Source organism: Ruania halotolerans, from assembly GCF_021049285.1.
Taxonomy (GTDB): domain Bacteria; phylum Actinomycetota; class Actinomycetes; order Actinomycetales; family Beutenbergiaceae; genus Ruania; species Ruania halotolerans.
Window position 1 is genome coordinate 1,267,404 of sequence record NZ_CP088017.1, and the last position, 22,554, is coordinate 1,289,957.

Annotated in this window: 14 protein-coding genes; 9 read left to right on the plus strand and 5 right to left on the minus strand. The window is 65.9% G+C overall.

Going from position 1 to position 22,554, the window contains the following annotated elements; genetic code table 11:
* Window positions 1-68: 68 nt before the first annotated feature.
* Both LQF10_RS05565 and LQF10_RS05570 read right to left on the minus strand, forming a co-directional pair.
* Window positions 69-1,235 (minus strand): nucleotide sugar dehydrogenase, encoded by a 1,167-nt coding sequence (locus LQF10_RS05565; RefSeq protein WP_231066493.1) that lies wholly within the window; start codon window positions 1,233-1,235, stop codon window positions 69-71.
* Between the two features lie 115 nt (window positions 1,236-1,350).
* Window positions 1,351-2,538, minus strand: a complete 1,188-nt coding sequence (locus LQF10_RS05570) for a MalY/PatB family protein (protein WP_231066494.1) — start codon at window positions 2,536-2,538, stop codon at window positions 1,351-1,353.
* A gap of 54 nt (window positions 2,539-2,592) precedes the next feature.
* Here LQF10_RS05570 and LQF10_RS05575 point away from each other — a divergent pair, with 54 nt between their 5' ends.
* Window positions 2,593-3,867 (plus strand): MFS transporter, encoded by a 1,275-nt coding sequence (locus LQF10_RS05575; protein WP_231066495.1) that lies wholly within the window; start codon window positions 2,593-2,595, stop codon window positions 3,865-3,867.
* A gap of 16 nt (window positions 3,868-3,883) precedes the next feature.
* Here the strand turns inward: LQF10_RS05575 and LQF10_RS05580 are convergent, their stop codons facing one another.
* Complete coding sequence (locus tag LQF10_RS05580) at window positions 3,884-5,830, minus strand: acyltransferase family protein (RefSeq protein WP_231066496.1); 1,947 nt, start codon at window positions 5,828-5,830, stop codon at window positions 3,884-3,886.
* Window positions 5,831-5,978: 148 nt separating this feature from the next.
* Here LQF10_RS05580 and ahcY point away from each other — a divergent pair, with 148 nt between their 5' ends.
* The 6 genes from ahcY to LQF10_RS05610 all read left to right on the plus strand — a co-directional run bounded on the left by ahcY (window position 5,979) and on the right by LQF10_RS05610 (window position 12,871).
* Window positions 5,979-7,451, plus strand: a complete 1,473-nt coding sequence (gene ahcY / locus LQF10_RS05585) for an adenosylhomocysteinase (protein ID WP_231066497.1) — start codon at window positions 5,979-5,981, stop codon at window positions 7,449-7,451.
* Window positions 7,452-7,484: 33 nt separating this feature from the next.
* On the plus strand, window positions 7,485-8,795 hold the full coding sequence (gene nhaA, locus LQF10_RS05590) for a Na+/H+ antiporter NhaA (RefSeq protein ID WP_231066498.1): 1,311 nt from the start codon (window positions 7,485-7,487) through the stop codon (window positions 8,793-8,795).
* Between the two features lie 223 nt (window positions 8,796-9,018).
* Window positions 9,019-10,032, plus strand: coding sequence for a siderophore ABC transporter substrate-binding protein (locus LQF10_RS05595; protein WP_231066499.1), 1,014 nt, complete (start codon window positions 9,019-9,021; stop codon window positions 10,030-10,032).
* A gap of 16 nt (window positions 10,033-10,048) precedes the next feature.
* Complete coding sequence (locus LQF10_RS05600; RefSeq protein ID WP_231066500.1) at window positions 10,049-11,062, plus strand: ABC transporter permease; 1,014 nt, start codon at window positions 10,049-10,051, stop codon at window positions 11,060-11,062.
* Window positions 11,052-12,116 carry an iron chelate uptake ABC transporter family permease subunit gene (locus LQF10_RS05605; protein WP_231066501.1) on the plus strand — a complete coding sequence of 355 codons (1,065 nt, stop codon included), beginning with the start codon at window positions 11,052-11,054 and terminating at the stop codon, window positions 12,114-12,116. Before LQF10_RS05600 ends, LQF10_RS05605 begins: the two co-directional genes overlap by 11 nt.
* Window positions 12,113-12,871 (plus strand): iron ABC transporter ATP-binding protein, encoded by a 759-nt coding sequence (locus LQF10_RS05610; protein WP_231066502.1) that lies wholly within the window; start codon window positions 12,113-12,115, stop codon window positions 12,869-12,871. Before LQF10_RS05605 ends, LQF10_RS05610 begins: the two co-directional genes overlap by 4 nt.
* 57 nt (window positions 12,872-12,928) lie before the next feature.
* Here LQF10_RS05610 and LQF10_RS05615 read toward each other — a convergent pair whose 3' ends face one another.
* A complete protein-coding gene (locus LQF10_RS05615) occupies window positions 12,929-13,708 on the minus strand; it encodes an RDD family protein (protein ID WP_231066503.1) in 780 nt (259 codons plus the stop codon).
* Between the two features lie 136 nt (window positions 13,709-13,844).
* Here LQF10_RS05615 and LQF10_RS05620 point away from each other — a divergent pair, with 136 nt between their 5' ends.
* On the plus strand, window positions 13,845-14,963 hold the full coding sequence (locus LQF10_RS05620; RefSeq protein WP_354002630.1) for a stage II sporulation protein M: 1,119 nt from the start codon (window positions 13,845-13,847) through the stop codon (window positions 14,961-14,963).
* 332 nt (window positions 14,964-15,295) lie between these two features.
* Window positions 15,296-21,604, plus strand: coding sequence for a DUF7507 domain-containing protein (locus LQF10_RS05625; protein ID WP_231066504.1), 6,309 nt, complete (start codon window positions 15,296-15,298; stop codon window positions 21,602-21,604).
* 456 nt (window positions 21,605-22,060) lie between these two features.
* Here LQF10_RS05625 and LQF10_RS05630 read toward each other — a convergent pair whose 3' ends face one another.
* On the minus strand, window positions 22,061-22,399 hold the full coding sequence (locus LQF10_RS05630; protein ID WP_231066505.1) for a hypothetical protein: 339 nt from the start codon (window positions 22,397-22,399) through the stop codon (window positions 22,061-22,063).
* Between the last annotated feature and the right edge of the window lie 155 nt (window positions 22,400-22,554).

The window sequence follows — 22,554 nt, forward strand, 5'->3', positions numbered from 1 at the left end:
GGATGATACGGGCGCAGCACGAGTCTGTCACGGTTCCTGGGTCGTGGGCTCAGAGCCTCAGTTGGCACTCAGTCGCGATGATAGACGTCTCGTGTGTAGACTTTGTGTGGTACATCGACTAGATCTTCGTGGTACCGGTTGGTGAGGATCACGTCGGCACGAGCTTTGAACTCATCGAGGTTGGTGACCACCTGTGAGTGGAAGAAGTGATCGTCGTCCAACTCGGGTTCGTAGACAATGACATCCACACCTTTAGCTGTGATCCGCTTCATGATCCCCTGGATCGCGGATGTGCGGAAATTGTCTGACCCGGACTTCATGACCAGCCGATAGACCCCGACCACCTCGGGGTTGCGGCGGAGCACGTCAGCAGCGATGAAGTCTTTCCTGGTGGTGTTCGCCTCGACCACGGCATGGATGAGGTTCTGCGGTACGTCCTGGTAGTTGGCTAGCAGTTGTTTGGTGTCTTTGGGGAGGCAGTATCCGCCGTACCCGAAGGAGGGATTGTTGTAATGGGTCCCGATCCGGGAGTCGAGCCCGACGCCCTGAATGATCTGCTCGGAGTTCAACTGATGAGTCGCGGCGAATGAGTCCAGTTCGTTGAAGAACGCCACCCGCAGGGCGAGGTAGGTATTGGCAAACAGCTTGATGGCCTCCGCCTCAGTCGGGTCCGTGAGGAGCACGGGAACATCGCTATCGAGCGATCCTTCAAGGAGCAGGTCTGCGAAGCGCTGGCCGTCCTCCGACCGATCGCCCACGACGATCCTGGAGGGGTGCAGGTTGTCCGCGAGCGCCCGCCCCTCACGCAGAAACTCGGGTGAGAACAGGATCCGTAGCCGCGGATTCTCCGCACGCATCCGTTCGGTGAAGCCCACAGGAATGGTCGACTTGATCACCACCACAGCGCCGGGGTTGATCTCGGCGACATCCGCGATCACGCCCTCCACGGTGGAGGTGTCGAAGAAGTTCGTTTCCTCGTCGTAGTTGGTGGGCGTGGCCACGATCACGAATTCTGCGCCTGGGTATGCCTCATCGGGATTGAGGGTGCTGTGCAGATCGAGTCGGCGGGAGGCGAGGTACTCCTCGAGCTCGGCGTCCGCAATGGGACTCCGCCCGGCGTTGACCGCGTCCACGCGGGACGCGTCCACATCAAGTGCAACGACGCGGTGATTCTGGGCGAGGAGGGCGGCGATGGACAGGCCCACGTAGCCGGTGCCGGCGACGGCGATCTTCACGGTGTTCTCCTGAGCTGGGAGTAGGACAGGCCAACGATACGTCGCAGCCAGCCCGGTCGGCGCCCACGCCGACCATGCGGCGAGTTGCGAGACGTCGAGAGTCCGTCGTCGCCCACTACTTCGCGCCCACCATCGCCCGCCCCATCGCTGCCAGCGACTCTTCCATGATCGGGCGTGGGGTGGCGAAGTTGTAGCGCGCCGCGGTGCGTCCCACCTCCCCGCACATCGCGCCATCAGTCATGGCAATGCCGGCGTGGGCGGCGAAGAACGCGGCCGGCTTCGAGGCCCCGCCAGGTAGGGGGAAGTCAGCGAAGTCGAGCCACGCCAGGTATGTCCCTTCCGGCGGGCGATACCGCACGCCAGGGAGGTGCTCGACCACGAGTTCGGCCAGGCGCTGTCGGTTGCCATCCAGGTACTCGAGCACGTCCGCCAACCACGGCGCCCCGTCCGTATACGCGGCGGCGTTGGCGATCACGCCCAAGGTGGAGGCACCGTGCTCGAAGGAGTGCCCGTGCCGGCGCCATACCGCCCGGTCCGCGTCATTGGAGAGCACCACCTGGGCGCACTTGAGGCCGGGTAGATTCCATGCCTTCGACGCCGACGTGGCCGTGATCGCGTGCCCGGCCGCTGCCTCACTCACCGATGCATACGGCACATGCTGCTGCGGTGCGTAGACCAGCGGAGCATGGATCTCGTCTGAGAACACCCGGGCCCCGTGGCGCTCGACCACCTCGGCCACTGCCCGCATCTCCACCGCCTCCAGCACGCGCCCGATCGGGTTGTGCGGGTTGCACAGCACGAGCAGTCCGCCGCCGTCGACGAATGCGGTCTCCAGGGCGTCCAGGTCGTAGACGTACCGGTCCCCGTCGCGGGCCATCGGCACCTGAATGATGCGTCGACCGTGCAGTTCGGGAACGGTGAGGAAGGGCATGTAGGCAGGGGTCGGAAGCACCACGGCAGAACCGGGCTCGGTGAAGAAGTCGATGGTGAGCTCCAGCGCGGCCAGCACATCGGCCACCGGATGCACATCCGCCGGGTCCACCCTCCAGCTGTAATGCTGACCCGCCCACGCCGTGTATGCCTGCGACATCGCCTCGGAGGCAGCGACGGGGAGGTATCCGAACGACGCCTGGTCCACGGCCTCATGGAGCGACCGGGCGATCGGCGGTGCCACCCCGAAATCCATCTCCGCCACGAAGGCACCGACCTTGTCCGGATACGTCGTCCATTTGACGCTCCCCGCGGAACGTAGCTGTTCGATCGTCAGCCCATCGAACGGAGGAGGCATCGACTTCGAATCCATACCCCCATCCTCTCTCAGCGTTGACGCCGATCGGACCAGTGCGAGAATCCTTCGGTGAGCACCGCCGTCGAGTCCACCACCAGCCGCCGCGCCATCTCCGTCCTGATCGCCTCCAACCTGCTCGGCGGCGTGGGCGTGGCCTCCGGCGTTGCCGTGGGCGGGCTGCTCGCCGAGCGCCTCGGCGGTACCTCGGTGGCGGGCCTGGGCCAGGCCGCGAGCGTGCTGGGCGCCGCCATCGCCGCCGTGCCGTTGGCACGGGTGGCCGCGCGAGCCGGCCGACGGCGGTCCCTCACCGTGGGCTACGCCATCGCCACGGTGGGGGCCGTGACCATCGTGACGGCCGCCGTCGTTGATCAGTTGCTGGTGCTGCTCGCTGGGCTCGGCCTGTTCGGCGTGGCTCAGGCGGTGAACCTGCAGTCCCGGTACGCCGCCGGGGAGAATGCCCCCGCTGCCAGCCGTGGGCGCACGATGGCGATCGTCATCTGGGCCACCACGATCGGCTCCGTGGCCGGGCCGAACCTCTCCGAACCGGGCAACCGGGTGGGCGTGGCGGCCGGGCTGCCCACCCTGGCCGGACCGTACCTGTTCTCCCTCGTGGCGTTCGCGTTGGCCACCCTGGTGATCGGCCTCGGCTATCCGCGTCTGGTTCGCAGCCGCCCGGCGGCGGAACCCGCCGATCAGCGCGAGGCGCCGATTGCACCCGTGGGCACCTGGGCGGCCCTGCGGTGGGCGAGCCGGCACGCCGTGGCACGGTTCGCCGTCGTGCTTATCGCCTGTGCGCACGCGGTGATGGTGATGATCATGGTGATGACTCCTGTGCACATGCAGCATCACGGCATGTCCCTGACCGTGGTGGGGGTGGTGATCAGTCTGCACATCCTCGGCATGTTCGGGCTCAGCCCGGTCTTCGGCTGGTGCGCCGACAAGCTCGGGGGAGTGCGCACCGGCGCCCTCGGGATGGCGCTGATCGCGGTTGCCGTGGTGCTCGGGCTACTCGCCGCACAGGCAGGCGGCACGGGCGTGCTCACCGCCGTGGCGCTGACCGTGCTCGGGATCGGCTGGTCGGCCAGCGTAATCGGCGCCTCGGCGTTGCTCGCCACGGCTACCGACGAGCACGTGCGGGTGCCCCTGCAGGGCGCCACCGACGCCGGAATGAACTACGCGGGCGCCGGGGCTGCCGCGCTTGCTGGGCCGATCCTCGCGTGGGGCGGATTCACTGCGGTGAACCTGGCCGGTGCCATGCTGCTAGTTCCGGCGGTGCTGGCGCTCGTGGCGGCGCTGGCAGCACAGAGGTCGCCGACGTCGCCCGCCGGTTCTGGCCGCCCCTGATCGCCGCGTGTTTCCGCTACGCCTCACCTGAAAGGCCATAGCCCGCGTCCGCGAGGGCGTCAGCAAGCATCGGGGCGAGGCTGCGCGAGTAGGTGGCCGTGAGGTGGCTGTTGTCGTAGTAGACCACCACGTTGCCGACCACGGGTTCGCACAGGTTCGGCGCGCAGATGTAGTCGTTCAGATCGGCGAAGTGCACGTTCGCAGGCGGGTCAGCGAGTCCTGCGGTGGGGTCAGTCGTGGCGAAGAAGTCCGTACGCGGGGCGGCGCACCGATCGCTGTGGGCTCCGTGCTGGGCGATGCAGTCCAAAGGGCTGCTCGGCCACCACGGGGTGTCCCGGATCGCGAACACCGGGATGCCTAGCGCGCCCATTTCTGCCCACCGTTCGGGATAACCCGCTGGCACCTGCTCCGCCTCGCCCGCTCCTCGCGTCGAGGTCATCACTAGGAGGTCTGGCGGGTTGTTCTCGATGAGTTCAACGACGTTGTCGTTCCATGCCCGGCAGTACTCGAGCTCGTCTCCCGAGCCCGGAGGATCTGTGCTGAACAGACATGCGCTCTTGGTGATCGAGACCAGGTGCCACCTGTTGTCGGTTGCCACGGTCTCGAGTGCAGGGAACCAGTGGGCGGAATGGCTTCCTCCCACGAGATAGACGGTGAAATCTCCCTCGGTGTTGCCATATGAGCATGTGCGCACCTCTGCGGTGCCCTGGCCCTGGTGACATTCGTCGGCGTACACCGCAGCTTTGTCCTTGGTGGCGTCCTCCAGAGCCGGATAGGGCGCGACGTCGGCGTCGGCACGGATGTCCGGGTCGTTCAGAACGGCAGCGCCAGGATGGTCAGCGATGTTGTGGTTGGGCTCCGCCGTGGCGGACGTATTGCCCGCTCGGCCCAAACCCGTGGCGGTCGCGGCGAGGACAAGCATCACCACAGCCCCGGCCGCCACCGTGCGCCACGGGCCGAGCGGCAGCCGGGTGCGGATCGGAGTCTCCACCAGCGTGGTGGAGAGAACACTCAATACGAGAGCGGCGGTGATGATCGCGAGCCCGGCCCCGATCCCGGCGGTGGACTGGCCGGTGTGCGCGAGAAGGAACGCCAGGAGCGGCCAATGCCAGAGGTACAGCCCGTAGGAGTACCGGCCGAGCCAGGCGAGGGGCCGGGACCCGAGGAGTCGCTGCACCCCGCCCGTCGAGGCGCCGCTGAGGAGTACCAGGACCGCGCCGGCCACGGGCCAGGCCGCCACCCACCCAGGGAACGCCGTCGAGACCGGCAAGAGGGTGCCCGTGCTCACGATCATGGCCAGGCCCAGCCAACCGGTTATGACGCCCGCCCGCCCGGCGATCCGCGGGCCGGCAGCGAGTGCGAGAGCGACCAGGCCGCCCGCAGCGAACTCCCAGACTCTGGCTCCGGTGTGGAAGTAGGCAAGCGGTTGATTGGCGTTGGTGAGCAGGACCGACCAGGTCAGCGACGCCACCAGAAGGGCACCCATGAGGACGGCCAGGCGGCGGCGCAAGTGGCGGACGCCCCAGTGCAGCGCCACCAGCACGAGGAGCAGCCACAGCAGATAGAACTGCCCTTGGACCGACATCGCCCAGAAATGCTGTACTGGGCTGGGAGCATCGTCGCGGGCAAGGTAGTCCACCGATTTCGCGGCGAGTGCCCAGTTTTCCAGATAGACCGCGGACGCCGCGATCTCGGCAAAGGTGGCACGCAGGCGCGTGCCCGGCAGCAGCAACGGGGCCAGCACGGCTACCACCACCAGAACCACTGAGGCCAACGGGAGCAGCCGGCGTGCCAGCCGGGAGAAGTACTGCCCCACCCGCACCCGGCCGGTGCCCTCCACCTGGCGCAGCAACGAGGTGGTGATCAGGAATCCGGCCACCACGAAGAACACATCCACCGCTCCCGAGACCCGGCCCACCCAGATGTGGAAAACGGCCACGAGGATCGCGGCGACTGCACGCATCCCCTCGATCTCCGGCCGGAAGGCGGCCGTTCGGGAGGGTGTAGGAGTTGTCTGTCCGGTTGAGTGGCGGGGCAAGGCGGTCTCCGAGGCAGGGGCGTGAGTGACCCTAACGCGTCGTGGGCGCCCTGGACCGCATTAGTCTGGCCACATGACGTTCTCCGAGATTCCTGGGCAGTTCAAGGTTCGGGACTTGTCCCTCGCCGCTGCCGGCCGCCACCAGATCCGCCTCGCCGAGCATGAGATGCCGGGCCTGATGGCATTGCGCGCGGAGTACGGCGAGGCGCAGCCCCTTCGCGGGGCCCGGATTGCCGGTTCGCTGCACATGACCGTGCAGACCGCGGTGCTGATCGAGACCCTGATCGCGCTCGGTGCCCAGGTGCGTTGGGCGAGCTGCAACATCTTCTCCACCCAGGACGAGGCCGCAGCCGCCATAGCGGTGGGACCGCACGGCACGCCGGAGGATCCGCAGGGCGTGCCGGTGTTCGCCTGGAAGGGCGAATCGCTCGCCGAGTACTGGGACTGCACCGAACAGATCCTGCTCTGGCCGGACGAGGGACCGAACTTGATCCTCGACGACGGTGGCGACGCCACGATGCTCGTGCACGAGGGGAGCCGGTTCGAGCAGGCGGGCGCGGTGCCACCCGCCCCGGAGCCGGGAGAGGCCGGCTACTCCGAGGAGAAGGTGGTCTTCCTGGACCTGATCCGCCGGTCCCTCGGCACCCACCCGCAGCGCTGGACCAGCATCGCCGGCGGCATCCGGGGAGTCAGCGAGGAGACCACCACCGGCGTGCACCGGTTGTACCAGCTCGCCGCCACCGGGGAGTTGCTGTTCCCGGCCATCAACGTGAACGACTCGGTCACTAAGTCCAAGTTCGACAACCGCTACGGCATCCGGCACTCGCTCCCGGACGGCATCAACCGGGCCACCGACATCCTGATCGGCGGCAAGGTCGCCGTGGTGTGCGGCTACGGCGATGTGGGTAAGGGTGCGGCCGAGGCGCTGCGCGGCCAGGGCGCCCGGGTGGTGGTCACCGAGATCGACCCGATCTGCGCACTCCAGGCGGCGATGGACGGCTACCAGGTGGTGCGCCTGGAATCGGTGCTCGCCACTGCGGACTTCTTCATCACCACCACCGGAAACGTGAATGTCATCAGTGCCGAGCACCTCACCGGCATGAAGGACAAGGCCGTGGTGGGCAATATTGGCCACTTCGACAACGAGATCGACATCGCCGGCCTGAGCCGGATCCCTGGCGTGCGCCGCGAGGAGATCAAACCGCAGGTGCACGAGTGGGTGATCCCGGCCGGCGAGGGGCAGGAGAAGTCGATCATCGTGCTCTCCGAGGGGCGGCTGCTCAACCTGGGGAACGCCACCGGGCACCCCTCGTTCGTGATGAGCAACTCCTTCGCGAACCAGGTGATCGCGCAGATCGAACTCTGGGACCCGGCCGCGGACTACGACCTCGATGTGCACCGGCTACCGAAGGTGCTTGATGAGAAGGTCGCGCGCCTGCACCTGGATGCCCTCGGGGTCGAGTTGACCGAGCTCAGCAAGGAGCAAGCCGAGTACATCGACGTGGACGTCGCAGGGCCCTACAAGTCTGAGCACTACCGCTACTGACCTGAGCACGACCGCTACAGACAAGAGCGCGCGATGAGCAACAGCAACCACGAGTCGCCCCTGGTCGAGCCGCTCTTCGGCAGACTCTCTGCAGGTGGCTTGCGGAACATGGCCGACACCCTCCGGGGTGAGGCGATGGGCGGGGTGCTCCTGATCGCCGGGGCCGTGCTCGCCCTCGTCTGGGCGAACTCCCCGTGGCAGGACTCCTACGCGACGATCCGGGACACCGTGATCGGCAGCGAGCCCCTGCACCTGGACCTCACGGTGGGGGAGTGGGCCGCAGACGGGCTGCTCGCCGTCTTCTTCTTCGTGGTGGGCGTGGAACTGAAACGCGAGATCGTCACCGGCGAGCTGCGGCGTTTCTCCACCGCCATCGTGCCGGTAGCAGCGGCGGTGGGCGGTATGGCCGTACCGGCCGTGATCTACCTCGCCTTCAATCTCACTGCCGCCGACGGCGCCCCGCACGGGTGGGCGATCCCCACCGCTACCGATATCGCCTTTGCCGTTGCCGTACTGGCCCTGGTGGGCAAGTGGTTGCCGGCCTCGCTACGTGCGTTCCTCCTCACGCTCGCCGTGGTAGACGATCTGCTCGCCATTGTGGTAATCGCCGTGGCCTATAGCGAGGGCTTGACGTTGCTCTGGTTGCTCGCCGCGGCTGGGTGTGTGGCGCTGTTCGCGCTGCTGGTGCGCCGGGGGATCACGTCCTGGTATCTACTCATCCCGCTTGCCGTGCTGACCTGGTATGCCATGCACTCCTCTGGGATTCACGCCACGATCGCCGGGGTGGCACTGGGAATGGTGGCACCGGCCGTCCCGTTGCGCGGCAAGGCGGCGGACCGACTGCCGCGCCAGCTCTCCCGCGACGCCTCAGTGGCCGAGTTCTTCGAGCACTTGTGGCGCCCCATCTCCTCGGGTGTGGTGGTGCCGATCTTTGCCCTCTTCACTGCCGGAGTCTCCGTGGACCCCAGCGTGCTGGGGGAGGCACTGGCCGACCCGGTGTTGCATGGCGTGGCGCTGGGTCTCCTGCTGGGCAAACCCGTCGGGATCCTCGCGGCCACCTGGCTGATCTCCCGCACCCGGCATGCGAACCTCGCACCCGGCATCGGCTGGAGCGATGTACTCGGCGTCGGGGCACTCGCCGGGATCGGCTTCACTGTCTCGTTGCTCGTGGCTGAACTCGCCTTCGGGGTGGGGCACGAGCGGGACGAACACGCCAAGATCGCGGTCCTCAGTGCCTCGGTGCTGGCCGCTCTCGTGGGCAGCGCGATCCTGTGGTGGCGCGGCCGGATCCATCGCGCTCAGGGCACCAGTGGGGTTGTCGACGACGACGAGAACGCCGAATAGCGCTCCTTCTCTCGTTCCGATCGGCCACTGATCCTCCGCACTTACGACATCGACCGCGTCGACCGCCGGTCGGTGAGATCAATCACTCCTCCATCCAAGTCAGGTAAGGCTCACCTCATATAGGTTAGGCTCCACTAATACGAGCTGGTCGGCGTGTATCGCCGTGATCGTCCGCTCTCGCCTGATCGTGACGGTCTGGCATCCCACCTGAGGAGAGTGACCTATGTCCCTGAAGCGCCCCCTGGCCACGATTGCGTTCGTGGCCGCATCCTCGATGGCCCTGGCCGCCTGCGGTGGGTCCGGTGACGCCGCCGAACCCGATGCCGACGCATCGACCGAGACCGTGTCCTTCACCTGGGACCGCAACATTGCCGGCGAGGACGAGGAACCGGAGTACGAGTCCACGACGGCGGAGGTCCCGGTCAACCCCGAGACAGTCGTCACCTTCGACATGGCGAGCCTGGACACCGTCGGTGCGCTCGGCGGGGAGGTCGCGGGTGCCCCTCTGGAGTCGGTCCCCGAGTACCTCGCCGGCTATCTGAGCGAGGACGCCTTCAACGCGGGCACCCTCTTCGAGGCCGACCTCGTCGAGATCGAAGCTCAGCAGCCTGACCTGATCCTCATCTCCGGCCGCTCCTCGGCGCTGTGGGAGGACCTCAACGAGATCGCTCCGACCGTCGATCTGAGCCCGGCCGGGACCTATCTGGAAACACTCGAGCGCAACACCGACTTCATCGGCGAGGTGTTTGACGCCGAGGAGGAGGCATCGGCAGCGGTGGACGATCTCCTCGCCCAGATCGAGGAGGTGCGCACCGAGACCGCCGAGCTCGGCACCGGCCTCGGCGTGATGGTCTCCGGTGGCAGTCTCAGCGCGCTCGCGGCCAGTGGTGGCACTGAGGGAGGGTTCACGTACCGCAGCGGCATCATGTACGACGTCTTCGGCGTGCAGCCGGTGATCGAGGACATCCAGGGCGCCACCCATGGCGAGCCGGTCTCCTTCGAGTTCGTGCTCGAGCAGAACCCCGACCACCTATTTGTCATCGACCGCGACCAGGCCATCGGTACCGAGGACGCGGAAGCCGCCGCCGCGGTCCTCGACAACGACATCATCGACGCGACCACCGCCGCATCCAACGACCAGATCCATTACCTCAACCCGGTGGCCTGGTACATCGTCTACGGCGGGCTGGACACCACGCAGGTCATGATCGACGACGTCCGCGCAGCCGTGGCCTGACGCTCAGCTCGTGGCAGTGGCTACCCCTCTCGTCGAGAGCACGCCCACCCAGGCCCGCCCTTCGCGGACCTGGGTGGGCGTGCTCATCAGCGCTGGCCTCGTGGTGCTGATGGTGACGAGCCTGTTCATCGGAGTCTCCGACGTCACGCCCGCCTCGTTGCTGAGTGCCGACGACGGCGGTCGCGCTGGGTTCTTACTGGTGGTCAGCCGGATCCCACGCACCGTCGCGGTGGTGCTCGTGGGCGCCTCGCTTGGGATCGCCGGGCTGATCATGCAGATGATGGTGCGCAACCGGTTCGTGGAACCGAGCACCACCGGGGTGACCGAGTTCGCCACCCTTGGCATGCTCGGCACGATCATCCTCACCCCCGGGATGCCGGTGATGGGCAAGGCTGCGGTGGCTGCCGCCTTCGGGCTCTTCGGCACGTGGCTCTTCCTGCAGGTGGTCAAGGCCATCCCGGTGCGCCAGTTGGTCCTCGTTCCGCTCGTGGGCATCATGCTCGGCGGCGTGGTCGGTGCGATCACTTCCTTCATCGCCTACCGGCTCGATCTGCTGCAATCGCTCGGGCAGTGGTCCCAGGGCAGCTTCGCGAGCATCATGGCAGAACGCTATGAGTACCTCTGGCTCGCCGCAGTGATGGTGGTGATCGCCTGGGTGGCCGCGGACCGGTTCAGCGTGATCGGGATGGGGGAAGATTTCGCGACCAATCTCGGCCTGAACTATCGGCGTGTGATGGCTATCGGCATGATCGTGATCGCTGTGATCACCGCCTGTGTGCTCGTCACGGCGGGGATCGTGCCCTTCCTCGGACTCGTCGTACCCAACGTCGTCAGCCTGATCATCGGGGACAACGTGCGCCGGGCAATCCCATGGGTGGCCGGTCTCGGTGCGGTGTTCATCGTGGCCTGCGACATCCTCGCCCGCGTGCTGCGGTTCCCGTACGAGATCCCGCTCTCGGTGATCGTCGGCGTGATCGGGGCCGCAGTGTTCCTCTGGCTGTTGCTACGCAGGCGGTCCCGTGCTCACTGAATCATCCACACGATCCGCCGGCGCCGGCCGAGCCGGCGATGCCGAGTCCGCTGCCCACACTGGCCGGCTGCCGGCGACTGCACGGGGCGTCCTCGCCAGCTGGTGGGCGTGCCCGGCCGTCCGGCTCGGGTTGCTCGCCACGGTCGTGGTGGCCTTGGTCTCGCTCTACTTCTTCACCGATGTGCCCGGCTCGCTCGCCTTCGCACTGAAGATCCGATCCATCACCGTGCTCGCGATGCTCGTGGTTGCCACGGCCGTGGGTGTCTCGACCGTCTTGTTCCACACGATCACTGCCAACCGCATCCTCACGCCGTCGATTATGGGCTTCGATGCCTTCTACGCCCTGATCGCCACAGCGATGGTCTTCTTCCTCGGATCGGCGGGCTTCCTCACCTTCGACGCGCTGACCTTGTGGGCCGCGCAGCTGGTGGTGATGGTGGCCTTCAGCGTGTTCCTGTTCACGTGGATGTTCGCCGGCAAACGGCGCTCGATCCACCTGATGCTGCTCGTGGGTATCGTGCTCGGCACGTTCTTTCGCAGCTTCACCGAATGGATGCAGCGGATGTTGGATCCTCTGGACTTCCAGGTGGTGACGGATGCGATGTTCGCCTCTCTCGCCAGGCCGGACGAGACCCTGCTGTTGCTCACCGGGATCCTCGTCCTGCTCGGCTGTGCAGCAGTCGTGCCGTTGCTGCACACCCTGGATGTGCTCAGCCTCGGCGAGCCGGTGGCCGTGGGGCTCGGCGTGAACCACCGGCGGGTGGTGATGATGCTGTTCGCCATCATCGCCGTGATGATCGCCGCCTCCACCGCCATGGTCGGCCCGATCCTGTTCTTCGGGCTGATCGTGGCCAACCTCGCCTATTCCTGTGTGGGCAGCTTCCGGCACCGCTGGACACTGCCGGCCGCTGTGGGGCTCGGCATGGTGTGCCTGGTGGGCGGGCAACTCCTCCTGGAGCGCGTGTTCGGCTTCGGTGGGGCGCTCGCGATGATCATCGAGTTCGCCGGTGGACTGTTCTTCCTCTCCCTCGTCCTACGAAAGGGGGCGCGATGATTGCGCTGGAGCGCGCCACCAAGCGTTATGGCGGCCAGACCGTGCTCGATGATGTGTCGATCTCCTTCGGCGACGAAGGTGTCACGGCCCTGATCGGGCCGAACGGGGCAGGTAAGTCGACCCTGTTCGGGATCATCGGCCGCCTGATCCGCCCCGACGAAGGTCGCGTGCTGGTGGATGGGATGGATGTGGTGCAGGCGCCGTCGAGGGCACTGGCCAAGGCGCTCGCCGTGCTGCGCCAGGACAACCACATCGCCGCCCGGCTCACCGTCGCCGATCTCGTGGAGTTCGGCAGATTCCCGCATTCCCAGGGGCGGATGACTGCGGTGGATCGAGAGCATGTCGAGCGGGCGATCGACTACCTCGACCTGCAGCCGTTCCGCGAACGCTTCCTGGACCAACTCTCGGGCGGGCAGCGCCAGCGCGCGTTCGTGGCCATGGTGCTCGCCCAGGACACCCGGTACGTGCTGCTGGATGAGCCGTTGAACAACCTCGACATGCCCCATGCCGTGGAGATCATGCGTTTGCTGCGCCGGATGGCCGACGAACTGGATAAGCGCGTGGTGGTGGTGCTGCACGACATCAACGTGGCAGCCCGGTACGCCGACCGGATCGTCGCCATGCGCGACGGGCAGGTGGTGGCCGACGCCCGGGCCGAGGCGGTGATGGATCCGGCGGTACTGGAGTCGATCTACGACATCCCGGTGAGCGTGCGCCGAGTTGACGGGCGGCTGGTGGCACTGACAGCGGGCTGAGACGACTTCGCTGCGTCGAGCAAGGCAGCGGCCGCCTGGACGCATCGCTGGCGAGGACTAGGAGTAGTCGGCTACTCCGTAGGGGAGCCGGCGCATGCGCTCGGCCTCCTCGTGCTCAGTCTCCCGACGTCGGGAGGCCGCTTGGTACTCCTGGTTCCGTCGAGCGACCAGGACGGCAGCCAGAAAGCGCTCCGGGTGCGTGCCCCATGGGGGTGGCGGGGAGACGTACGGCTCGATCATTGCCGCGAGCGAGCGTGCCGCCTGATCGCGGACCTCGGGGCGCAGGGATCCAGTTCGGCCCAGGAAGATTCGTGCGTGCAGTGCCGGGCCGGAGGGCAGACGGCGGATGTCGGCATGCTCTGCCCAGCTCGCCAGGTCCGGCGGCATCAAGAGCGGCGCGAGGGCCGCCTCGCTGCCACGGGCGCGCACCGCGTAGGTGCCGGCGAGGAGATCGCCCAGACGCTTCCCGCGGGCATTGACCAGCGAGGTGATCACGGCGACGGCGCCGAACGTCAACCACACCTCAAGCACCGCCGTCAACGCGCGGACGAACGCCTGGCGGAACCGGACCGGCCCACCGTCCTCACGCACGATCCGGATCCCGGTGGCCACCTTCCCAGCGGAGAGGCCACGGGTGATCGTCTCGACCGTCGTGGGGATGATCACCATCGCCGTCACGAATGCGGTGATCATCACGGCGGCCGACTGTGCCTGGTTCGTGGCCAACGCGAGCCCAGGCACCAGGATCACCAGGCCACCCACCGCGCCGACGGCCAGATCGATCAGTCCGGATCCGACCCGGCTCAGCAACATCGCGGGGCGGGCCTCGAGTGCCACCGCCTCACCGGTGACGATCAGATCAGTGGGCAGACCGACCGGCCGCGTGGTGGCCGAGGCCCGGATCCTCGCCGGCGAATGAGGCCGAGACGTTCCTGGTGGGCCCGACCGATGGGCGGGCGCATCTGCTGACTCGGTGCCGCGATTTGTTCCTTCGGCGTATGGATTCGGGGGCGCGCCGGTCCTGGTGGTGACCGGGCGCGTGGCCGGCTCACCGGCGGGCGGCATCGGAGCACTCATCTATGGCAGATTAGCTGGTGTGGACATCGATGCGTTCGTGGCGGTCAACGCCGCCCGGTGGGATCGCCTCGACCAATTGGTGCGTGCGCGACGCCGGACCGGGGCCGAGGCCGATGAGCTGGTGCAGCTCTATCAGCTCACCGCCACCCACCTTTCGCAGGTGCGCACCTCCGCGCCGGACCCATCCGTGGTAACCCGGCTCTCCGGTCTCCTCGCCCGCGCTCGCGGGGTGATCGCCGGAGCCCACGAGCCGGCCTGGAGCGACGTCACCCGGTTCGTGCTGATCTCGCTACCGGCAGCCTTCTACCGGGCCCGATGGCTCACCTTGGCCGCGACGGCGCTGTTCTGCATCATCGGAGCCGTCACCGGCTTCCGGGCAGCCGGTGATCCGGAGATGCTCGCTTTGGCAGGCACCCCGAATGAGCGCCAGCAATACGCGGATGAGCTGTTCGAGGCCTACTACTCGAATTACCCCGCCCCGGATTTCGCCGCCCAGGTCTGGACCAACAATGCCTGGATCGCCGCCCAGTGCATCGCCGGCGGAATCACCGGGTTCTTCCCGATCTACGTGCTGGTCCAGAACGCCTCCAGCATCGGCTTGGCCGCTGCGGTGATGGCCGAGCACGACCAACTCGGCCTGTTCTTCGCCCTGATCCTCCCGCATGGGCTGATGGAGTTGAGCGCCATCTTCATCGCCGCCGGCGCCGGGCTGCGCTTGTTCTTCGCCTGGGCATTCGCCGGGCCCACCACCCGGTCCAGACGGCTCGCCGAGGAGGGCCGCTCGGTGTTCACCGTGGCCATCGGACTGGTGGCAGTGCTCGGCGTGAGCGGACTCGTCGAGGGCTTCGTGACGCCCTCGAATCTGCCCACGGGGGTCAAGATCACGATTGGGGCGCTCGTCCTGGCCGGATACTGGCTCTACACGATTCTGCTCGGCCGCCGCGCAGTCCGTGAGGGCGAAATCGGCGACGTGAGGGCCGAGCACGCCGAGGACACCGTCGCGATGGCCGCCTGACACACCGACTGCAGGCCAGACGAGCCTGAGCCGGGCTGGCCTGTCGCTCAAGCGACCGCGACGGTAATGACCCGATTGTGACGAAGATCGCTTAAAACAGGCATCGTATGTACAGTGGTTCAACGGGCCGTCGAGACAGGCCTGGCGAATCCAGATCCCACGATCCATCTACCAGCGTTGGTGGATGGGCCCGACAGTAAATAGTTCAGATGCCTCTGCTACGTGGCGGATGTGCGGATGATGAGTGTGACCAAAGAGGGAGAGGGGCATCCGTGATGATGTCGCGTCAGTCAGGTTCAGGGAGGTCGTCCGGGGGGTTTGCCTTCCGGGCGGTGACAACGACTCGATGGGCCGCGGTGCTGGCCCTCGCCTTGGTGGGAGCGCTGGTCACGAGCATGGTGGCAGCGATCCCGGCTCAGGCCGCCACTGTGTACGAACTCGAGGGCGAGTGGGACGACGACACGCCGGACACTGTGCAGACCGGGGACTCGATCGCGGCGACCTGGTGGGCGAACGTCAATGATGACGCTGCGGCCCCGGGCAACGAACCGGTCGACAACGTCACGATCACGATGACGGTGGTCGGCGGGGTGTTCGATGAGATCCCGCCTGCGTGTCTGACTCACGAGGATGATCCGTCGCTCGATCCGGAGTCGGCGATCATCGATGATGGCGCGACTTTGGTGTGTAACGGGGGCACGTTCGACGAGGGCACGGCCCTGCGGCTGAACGCCTCGGTCACGGTCACCGCCCTGGACGGCGAGACGATCTCCATGTCAGCGACAGTTGCCGACCAGCAGGCTGAGCTTCCCGAGATCGACGTTCAGAACGACTTCCTCATGGACATCCACTGGGAAGAGAACCGGGGCGGTGTGCCGAACAACGGGGACTCGCGCGACGTGTCCTTCAACTGGACCCTTTTCCATGGCGCCTTCAGTGCAGATGGGCCTGCCTCCCAGACGTACACGTTGAGCGTGAGCAACTCCGTCGGCGCAACGATGCAGGTCGGCCCGGAGGCATGTTCACCCTTCACCACCGGCTCTGCGACTGGTCATCCGTGGTCAGGCGGCGATCACCCAACAGAGCAGCTGGCGCCGTTCGTGGCCGACTGCACACTCGAGCGGATCAACAACTCGACGTATGAGCTGACGCTATCCGGGATCGACTACAGCCACGCTCAAGTTCCGACCGAAGATTCGGCCGATGGCCCATTGCCCACCTCTCCCGTGGCGGTTGCCTCGGGCCTGGTGCAGATTCGGGTCATCACCGAATCGAACTCGGGCCAGGTCACGATGGACTCGTCTGCCCCCACCTACCCGTCGCCGAGCGGCGCGCTGAGCGAGGATGACCCCGAGAACAACACCTCCACTGTGAGTTGGACGTCGGGTGTGTACTCGAGCGGATGGCTCCCTGGCTACACGGGGTCCAGTGCGGGGCAGTGGACTGACACCTACCGAGTGAGCCCGGGCAGCGAGGTGCGGTCCGGCGTGGGCGTCAACTACCGCAACGCTGACGAGACAGCCACAGTGGGCGGCGTCTGCCAGATCCTCGACACCGACCACGTCACATATACCGGGCATGACATTGTCGACGCACACAACAACACGGTGGAGCTCGACGTGCCCGTCGAGTACCTGGTGAGCGCCACGCCCCTAGCCGATCCGAATGGTCTCGAACCGTGTGGTGATGACACCCTGAACTGGGTGCCGGAACCGCCAGCCGACTTGTCGCTGGTACGAGCAGTACGTAGCCAGTACGACATTGCAGATGTCGGCACCGACACCTGGGTGAACCTGCGCGTGCTCCAGGAAGTCGACGAGGGCGCGGGGGCCGATCAGGACATCTGGACATGGTCAGGTCAACGCAGCACGCAGGGGAGCGCTGACTGGATCTACTCTGGCCGCAGCATGGACCCGGACGACGTCACCTCATTTGGGACGCTCACCCCAGACGCACGTTATCCGTTCGCTACCCAAGGTCGGGATGTGCTGCGGGTCTCGTCCGTCACGCCCTCGGTAGACAAGACGGTCGATCCGTCGGTCGTCGATCCGGGCGGCTCCGCCACTTTCACGGTGACCTATTCGGCCGATGGCGTCGGGGACATCGTCGAGACGGTCGACGACTACGAGATCGTCGACACCCTTCCGGCCGGCATGACGTACGTGGCCGGGTCATCGTCGGTAGGCAGTGAACCGGAGATCGACGGCAGTACGCTCACGTGGACCTTGGACGGCGTTCCGACGAACGAGGACCAGACCCTGACGTACTCGGTCGCCATCGCCGACGACGTCGACAGCGGCGATCGGTTGGAGAACTCCGTCACGGGCACTGTTGACGGCGTCACGAGTGACGCGGCGACGGCGGCGGTGACGGTGAACACTGCTGGTGCGACGTCGATTGTGAAGACGGCGGATCAGGAACTCATTCCGAATGTGTCTGGTGATGGTGTGGGTGAGGGTTCGTGGACGGTTGATGTGGTCTCGGAGGATCCCTCGGCGCAGGTGTTCACGGACACGATCGATATCTTGCCGTATAACGGTGATGGTCGCGGGACTGATATGGCCGGGACCTACCAGCTCAGTGGTCCGGTGTTGGTGAGTATGGGCGCGACGGTGTATTACACGACTGCGGATCCGGCGACGTTGTCGGATGACCCAGCTGATGTGGCCAATGGTGCGGCGGGTGATCCGGCGGGGAATACGGTGGGTTGGTCGACGACCTTCGATGCGGATGCGACCGCGGTGCGGGTCATCACTGATGAGTTGGAGCCGCGGGGTGCGTTCAATTTCACTGTCCCGATTGTCACTGAGGGGATGGACAGTGGCGACACGCTGGTCAACCGGGCGCAGGGCCGGGCGGAGAACACGCGCCTGGTGATGCGGACCTCGGCGGAGACCTCGATTGCGACGTACTATTCGGCGAACCTGAAGAAGTATGTTCAGGATGTTGATGGTGTGTGGCATGACGCGAATGATCCGGTGACGTATCCGGAGTTCCATATTGGTGACACGGTGCGCTACCGGGTGGTGGTGACTAACACGGGTCAGGGCACGTTGACTGACATTGTGGTCTCTGATGATCTGCAGCCGGAGTTGGGCGCGTTCACGATTGATTCGCTCGCCCCGGGTGCGGAAGAGAGCCACGAGTACGAGATCGTCCTGGAGGAGCCGGTTGGTGAGGACGCTGTGGTGAACACGGCGTGTGCTGAGGCCGCGATCCCGGATGACTCGGTGGATGAGAATGGTGACCCGTTGGCCCCGGATATCAACTGTGATCCGGCTGGGTTCACCCCGCGGGGCGACACGGAGCACTCCAAGGAGTTGGTCTCGGCTACTCCGATTGGTGGCGGGCAGTGGGAGATCGTGTATGGGATCACGGTGGAGAGCATCGAGACACCGGCTACCGATTACTCGTTGATCGATGAGTTGCACTTCACCGACCAGGCCACGATCACCTCGGCCGAGGTAACAGCCTCCCCGGCTGACGTGGTGTTGTCCGATCCGGCATGGGATGGGCAGGAGAACCTGACGATCACGGGTTATGCCGAGATCGAGGGGATGGACAACCCGGACTACGAGCCGCATGTGTATGAGGTGACGGTCGTGGCTGATGTTCCGTTGCAGCTCGATGGTGCGGGTTCGGGTGCGGATGACCCGACGGCCTGTGGTGAGGACGGTGACGCGACGGATCGGGCGTTTACGAACACCTCCGAGTTGACCAAGTCCAATGGTGAGACCGAGGACGACTGGGCCTGTGCGGAACTGCCGTCGATCGACATCGACAAGTCCATCACCGACGGCCCCGTGCCCAACGGTGACGGAACGTGGACGGTCTCGTACGACGTCGTCGCTACGAACGACGGTGCTGCCGATGGCGACTACGACGTGACCGACCGGATGAGCGCCGGCGGTGACCTCGACGTCGTCTCGACGGCGATCGTGGGAACGCCCGATGGTGTGACCGCGAACGCGGGTTGGACGGGTCTGGGCGCCGAGGGCGCTGCGGAGAACGTGATCGCTGAGGGTGTGAGCCTGCCTGGTGGTGGTGTGCACACCTATCAGGTCGAGGTCGTGCTCGGGATGGCCGAGGGGATCGAAGGTCCCCCGAATGTTGACGAGTGCCCGGCTGAGCCTGGTGGTGAGGGTGGTGGTCTGGCCAACACGGCTGAGATCGTCCACAACGACCTCACTGAGGCCGATGAGGAATGCACCTCGGTGGCGGCGATCGTGATCGAGAAGTCGATCTCGTCCGGTCCGGTGCCTAATGGTGATGGGACGTTCACGATCACGTATGACCTGGTGGCCGAGAACATTGGCGGCGCAGCCGGGGACTACGACCTGGCTGACCGGTTGCAGTACGGCGAGGGCATCGAGATCACCAGTGCCGCGATCATCACGGCGCCTGAGGGTGTGACCACGAACGCTGACTGGAGCGGGCAGGGCGAGGTGGACGCGGCGGAGAACGTCGTGGCCACCGGCGTCACGCTCGAGATGGATGGCGTGCATACCTATCAGGTTCAGGTCACTGTCCAGCTGGATGAGGACACGATCGATGCGTCGGTGTTGGAGTGCCCCGAGCCCGGATCGGGCGAGAGTGGCGGTCTGGCGAACTCGACCGAGCTCGACCACAACGGGATCGTGGATGAGGACGAGGTGTGTGCCTCGTTGCCGTTGATCGATATCGCGAAGACGATCAGCGAGGGTCCGGTGGCCAATGGTGATGGGACGTGGACGATCAGTTACGAGTTGGTGGCCACGAACACTGGTGGTGCGGCGGGTGACTACGACCTCACCGACCGGTTGCTGTACGGCGAGGGCATCGTTGTTGAGGAGGCCGGGGTCGTCGTGATGCCTGACGGTGTCGAGACGAACGCCGGGTGGACCGGACAGGGCGATGTCGGCACCCCGGAGAATGTCATCTCCACCGACGTGACCTTGGCGGAGGAGAGTGCGCACACCTACCAGGTGGACGTCACTGTCTCCCTCGACCTGGCGACGGTCACACCGGAAGCCCTGGAGTGCCCGGAGCCCGGATCGGGCCAGAGCGGTGGTTTGGCGAACTCGACCGAGCTGACTCATAACGGTGAAGACCGGGACGATGATGTGTGTGCCCCGTTGCCGTTGATCACCATCATCAAGTCCCTCGCGGGGCCGGTGATGCCAGTCGAGGACCAGGACGGTGTCTATGACGTCACCTACGAGCTGCTGGTGACCAACTCCGGTGAGGGTGCAGGCGTCTATGACCTGAGTGACACGTTGGCTCCGGGTGAGGGGATCGAGGTTGTTGGTGTCCAGGAGGTCACCACCGACGCACCGGAGGCCGTCCTCAACGATGGCTTCGATGGTGTGGAGGACACGGTCATCGTGACCGATCAGCCCATCGCCGGTGCTGTGGAGGGACCGGTGGAGCACACCTATGAGGTGAGCGTGCGGTACTCGGCTGACTTGTTCGATGTCGAGGTCCCCACTGACGGGATGTGCACCACTGCTGATGGCGGGCCAGTGCCCGGCGCTTTGAACAACGAGGCGACGGTCGAGTGGAACGGCATCGAGGACGAAGACGAGGAGTGCATCCTGCCCGGTAAGCCGACCCTGGATAAGGAACTGGTCACTGCTACCCCTGTGGGTGGCGGGCAGTGGGAGGTCGTCTACGACCTCACCGTCGGTAACGTCGGCGGGGAGGCCACCTCCTACGACCTTGATGATGAGTTCCTCTTCGCTGAGGAGGTCACTGTCGCTGGGGTGCAGGTCGCCGGTCCCGCCGGTGTCACCCTCGAGGACGCGTTCGACGGAGACGGGAACACGCGCATCGCCACAGACGTGACGATCGCTGGGCTCGACGCCGACGACTACGCGCCGCACGTGTACACGGTCACGGTGGTCGCTGATGTTCCGTTGCAGTTCGATGAGCCCGATGCCGATGGCACCGGATCGCCGGCCTGTACTGAACCAGGCGGGTCGAACTCGCTCGAGCAGGGACTGAACAACGCAGCCACCCTGACCGATGAGAACGGCAACGAGTCCACCGATACCGACTGTGCGGCGTTGCCCTCGATCGAGATCGCTAAGCAGGTCAGTGGTGACCCGGTCGTGGACGCCAATGGCGAGTGGACGGTGACGTATGAGATCACCGCGACCAACGATGGAGCTGCCGAGGGGTTGTATACCCTCACCGATCAGCTGCGCTTCGGCGCCGGGATCACCATCACCTCCGCGACGGTGACGTCCACACCCGAGGGAGTGAGCGCATCACCATCGTGGACCGGTCAAGGCGACGAAGGTGCTGCCGCGAACGTGGTGGCCACTGATGTGGCCTTGGGAGCCGATGTGACCCACACCTACCAGGTGCAAGTCACCTCGACCCTCGATGAGGATCAGACCAATGCCAGCACGTTCAGTTGCGAGGACGGCGACTCCGACGGAAACACCGGATTCACCAACGTCGCCGGACTCAACCACAACGGCCTCAGCGACCAAGCCAACGCCTGCGCCACACCGGACGAACCGCCGGACTTGCCCGCGACCGGTGCGACCGTCGGTTGGGTCGCGGCCGCAGCTGCTCTCCTGCTGCTGCTCGGGCTCGCGACGGTGGTGATCACGCGCCGCCGTAGCAGTCGCCTGGAATCAGGTGATCAAGCGTAGAGCAAGCCCACTCAGGTGAGCATGTCAAGGTGCCGTCCGCCATCATGGCGGGCGGCACCTTTGTCTCACGCGATCGACGCACCTTCATCCACGGGACCTGGATGCGCGCCTCGATGGGGAAGGTGCGCCACCGATGGCGGAGCCGGGAATCAACAGCAGTCTATGGACGGTGCAGGAGTCGGTGTCGAGCGACAAGGAGCATCACGCCACCAGCGATCATTCCCGCTCCGACAACAGGCCCCGGCTCGGAGGTTTCCGTGTCCGGTGGCGATACCGGCCCCGCAGCCGCACGTGCTGGGGCCGTGTGGACTGTGGCCACCTGATACGAGCACTGCCACTCATGCGCACGTGGTTGTACGGCTGTGACGCAGATGTCGGCCGTTGCAGCTGGCGGGACTCCTAGGCCCAGCGCAAGCGCGGTCAGTGCGACAGAAAAGGCCATCCGGCTTCGACGCCTCACGACAGCACACTCGGGTGGGATGAGGACGAGGTGTATCCCGCGATGATGCGACGGTCGTAGCCGCGTACTGCCCGTCGATGCCGGACGTGCAGCAGTGCTAGCCCCAGTATCAAGCCGGTAGCGAAGAGGCCCAGCGCCGTGACTACGATCCTGGGGTCCGTGTGGCGGCCGCCTTCGATGATGGCGATCTCGTTGACGGCGACCAGCGCGGTGGTGAGCAGATGGAGGCCACCGAAGAAGGCTAAGACGAGGGCTTCTACGGGTCCGTACTTCCAATGCTTGGTCAGCAGCCAGCCCCAGCTCAGTACGCCGATGACGGCGACAACTGCCTCCATCATGTCTCCTCACTGCTCGTCGTCTCACGGCTTTCGACGTGCGGTACTGCCTCCTGCGACGGATCGATGTCGCAGCGCGTTTGTCGCATCGCCATCTAGGAGGACACGCCACAGCAGGAAGGGTCACGCAGTTCTGCGAAAGTCGTCTCCGACAG